The organism is Helicobacter pylori, from assembly GCF_003637665.1.
In the GTDB taxonomy this organism is placed as follows: domain Bacteria; phylum Campylobacterota; class Campylobacteria; order Campylobacterales; family Helicobacteraceae; genus Helicobacter; species Helicobacter pylori_CK.
In genome coordinates this window covers 1-4,235 of sequence record NZ_MVWR01000020.1, presented here as the reverse complement: position 1 = coordinate 4,235, position 4,235 = coordinate 1, and the positions used below count along the sequence as shown (strand labels likewise).

1 protein-coding gene is annotated in these 4,235 nt (G+C 36.2%); it reads right to left on the bottom strand.

The genetic code is table 11. The annotated features are described in order from the left end of the window. On the bottom strand, positions 1 to 4,235 hold a 4,235-nt coding region (locus tag EAL49_RS08155; protein ID WP_205586102.1), incomplete at both ends, for an Eco57I restriction-modification methylase domain-containing protein.

Genomic DNA, 4,235 nt, shown 5'->3' with positions numbered 1-4,235 from the left:
ACTTTAGCGCCATACAAATCTTGTTTGATGTCCTTGCGGTTTTTGTTTTCATTGAGATAGCCAAATTTCTTGACAAATCCATCATAAACAAGATTGAGTTTAGCCCTCTTGTTTTCTAGCTCTAAATCAGAGCTTAAGGGGTTTAATTCCGCACTCGTTAAATCATTCAAAGCGTCTTTAATTTTAAAATAGGCTTTTAGTCGTGAATCTTGGACTTTAGAGTTGATTTTAGTGGGTTTTAAAAAGATGCCCATTTCATTATTTTGTTCTAGCTGGTAATAAAGATTATCCCACTTGACTAATTCCCCCCTTTCTAAATTTTTGATAAGCTTTTGAACTTCTTGATAGCGTTCGTTATTTGCATCAATGATGAGAGCGTCTGTTTTAAGGGTAGTCTTATGGTATTGATAGACATCTTTAGGCAATTTTTCTATCGCTTGGCTAAGAGCTTGGGATAAATCTAAGCTTTTATCCTCTAAGGCTTGCAATTCGTATTTATAAATTTGTTCGCCATTTATTTCAAAGCTATAGCGGGTTTTTTCCAAACTCAAATGCCCTAGAATGTTTTCAGGGTGGTTAATAAAGTATTCATTCAAGGTTTGCTCGTTGAGATTGATATTATTCTCGCCAACTTTATCAATGAAGTCTTTGATGATCTTATAGTCTTGTTCGCTGTAGCCAAAGTTAGTGGTGTCTATTTTTTCATACCAACGTTGCAATTTTTCTTGTTTGAAACCAAAATGGCTTGCAATCGCATTGACAATCTTAAGTTGATCGCTAGGGATAAAACTATCAAAGCGGTTGTTTTGCAAGGCAAAAAGGGTTTCATCATCCAAGCTATCAATGATCTTGTCATAATAGAGCATAGCTTTAGTGAAGCTTTGATTGATTGCTTTTTCAACGCCTTTTTTAAAAAACACAATGTCGCTCGTAACTTCTGCTCCTGTGCCTTTAAACACGCTATTAGGCAATCTTATCGCTCCTAAAAAAGTGGCGTTTTGCACGATGTATTCCCTCGTTTTAGGGTTTTTACCATCCATAAACCAAGAACTCACCACAAACGCCCCTATGCCATCATCTTTTAATTCTTTGATAGCTTTACCTAAAAAGTAATTATGAACGCTCTCGTTACTCAATTCCTTGTCATAAAAGCTATAGATTTTATGATTGCCATAAGGAGGATTGCCCACAAACGCATCGTATTCTTGATAGAATGGGTGGTTTTGTAAGGCGGCGTGGTTTATGGTTTGATTAGGGTAAAGGAATTGAGAAATATTAGCGCTAATAGGATCTAATTCTGTGCCGATAAAGCGGTAATTCTTATCGCTTGGTGCATGAGCGATGAATTTACCTGTGCCTAAACTGGGTTCAAAGATTTCTTTTTGATGGTTATCGTTATTAAACCCTAATTGATCTAAAGCCTGATAAATGCTATCAATAACTAATTTAGGGGTGTAATAAGCGTCTCTTGTGCTTGAATAAGCTCTTCTAAATTCATCTTTAGTGAGTAAGGCGTTTAATTCTTTAAATTCTTCAGGGTGTTGATCCTTTTTAAAGTAGCTTTCTAACCCCCCCCATCCGCTAAATTGCGCTAGGATTTCTTGCTCTTCTTGAGTGGCGTGATAATCGCCTTTTAAGATCTCTTGTTTGGCTTGCAATTCTTTTAAGAGTTCAATGGCTTTAATGTTAGCCTTATAGCGGTTTTTAGCTCCCTTAATTAAAACTTCTTCGCTCGGTTTAAAATCTATTTTAGGATTAAGGGCGATGGATGGCGTGGTTGGTGTTTCTTGCTCTTGCGTTTCTTGTTTTAGCGTGGTTTGTGCGTTTTCTTGTGTGTCTTGCTCTTGAGCGTTATTAAACTCTACGCTATTATCTGTTATTTCACTCTCTTGCGTGGGATTTAATCCTACGCTATTATAGATAGCGTTTTTATCAATGGCTTGACTATCCAGTGCATTGAATGCGTTTAAGGTTTCATTCGTTGTTTCAATGGATTTTTGAATGCGATTTTCTAAAATCTCTAAGATTTTTGTGGAGCTGATTTTTAATTGGAATTTGTCATAAAAGACTTTAGTCGTAGGGTCTTTAAGGAGTTGTGTCCCTACAATACTATCTTTTAAAGGCTCGTTGTTTTGAATGGCTTCTAAGAGCCTAGATCTAAAGTTAGGCTCATTTGCTATGGTGTTGTTTTGAATAGCGTTAAGCAAGCCTTTTAAATTGTCTAAATTTGATAAAAGTCCTCTCTCTTGATCCCTGTTTTTTTCAAGGTTTCCAAGTCCATTTGATGCGCTGAGTCCTGCATGATGTAATTGGCTTTGAGTAGGTGGTGATACTGATTGATTTGAGCTTCCTTGAGCAATTCCATATCGCTCACCCCTTGCGCCCTCTTGATTTGCGCTTCCATTCTGTCTAGGGCTTCTGTCTCCATTTTCGTTTGCTCTATCACTGCTTTTATCAAGCTTATTATCGTTCTTTGATCTTTGGTTTTCATGGTCTGTGGGAAATAATGAACCCATCTGTCCATGATCAAAAAGGCGTAAGCGTCCAGTCTGTCCTGGCTGTTCTCTAGAGAGAGAAAGCCCCAAATCTCTGGAGCTATTTTGTTGATGAGCTTGGGATTGCGGTGGCTGTGATACTCCTCTCTCATCGCTGGGATTATCCCTCTTTTCTTCGCTTCTTGCTCCATTTTCCATTCGGCTTGCTTGACTTGATGCCCCATTGCTATCTGTTCTTGCTGATACTCCATCTCCTCTAGATACATGTTCATGTAATCTATCTCGCTCTCTATGGGGTTTTTCTGAAACTGCCTGTTGGTCGCTAGATCTATAAATTCCTCTTGTTTCTCCCTGCTCTCTAGGCTCAATAAATAAACTAGGGTCTTGGTGTGAAAATTCTTCATCACTCGATCGCTCCACTCCCTCTTGCTGTCCTCCATGTTCGCTTCTGCGGTGAATTTCTTGCGGAATTCCTGCTCTAGCTCTGCTCGGCTCATCTGCACGATTTGTTCTTTCTTTTCCATTTGGTTCTCCTAAATTTTGTTGCTCTAATTCTAAATCAACCATGCTTAAATTTAGATGATTATTATCATTATTTTGAACAATATTGTTACCAATAGAAGTATTATGCTTTATTGTATTGTTAATAGTGTTATTGTTATTTGCGTTAGAATTTTGTCGCTCATTACTGCTCTCTTTAGCTTGAATGATTGCTTCATTCAAACTTACCAATTCGTTATAACGCTCCTTATAAGCTTTTTCAAAATTGTTGATGTCTCTCAAGATTTCTTTAAAAGGTTTGATTTCTCTTTGATTCCCATCACCATTAAGATAAACGCTTTCATAGTATTTTTGCAATTCAATTTTTGCTTGAGCGATTTCTTCTAAACTTAAAAGAGCGCTTCTTAAAGAATAATCTCTGTTTTCTTGTATAGCGCTTTGTTCTTCTTTAGTCCAACCTAAAATAAAACCATTATTAAAGAAAAATTGCTTAATCTTATTAGCGTTATCTGCACTGAGATGATTTTCTTTGAGTCTATTTTCATTGATAAGCCTATGTATTTTCCAAGCAAAACTCGCATAATCATCTTTATCTATCCAAGAATAATAATCTGTTGCTGAAAGCAATTGTTGCTCTAGGATTAAAGCATGCACTTCTTTAGCTAATTCAAATTCTAGTTTTTTAACTTCTTCATTGGCGTTAGTGTTCAATTTGGTGTTTTCATTGTTTATTGATTCAAAAGGCAGTTTGTTATAGAGCTTAAAACACTCAGCGCTAGAAATACTGGGGATTATTTCTCTTACCAATTCACCATCTTTTGTTCTTTCTACTTCTTGGTAAATATCTTTAAGATAGTCGTATTCTTTAGCGATTTCATTGCCATTTTCTAAGGTTTTTTGATGCGTTTCATTATGGTGGGTCAATTGGATTTCTAAACCTTGTTCTTTCAATTCTTCTAAGCTGTTTGTGTAGGTTAGAATTTCAGTTTCTCTTGAATGAAATTTTCTATTTCTGATGGTATCAATCAGATCGTATCTTTTAGTTACACACTTTTCAAACCCTTCCTCATTCGCTTCATAAACACGAGAACTTTCTTTTATCCCACCATTGGCAAAGAAATTGACATCTTCTTTACTATTATCCTTATATATTCGTTTTTCAAAGCTTAAATACTTTGCCCATTCAATAGGATCTCTAGAAATCATGCTTGCTTTATTGATTTGCGTTTTCACAACATA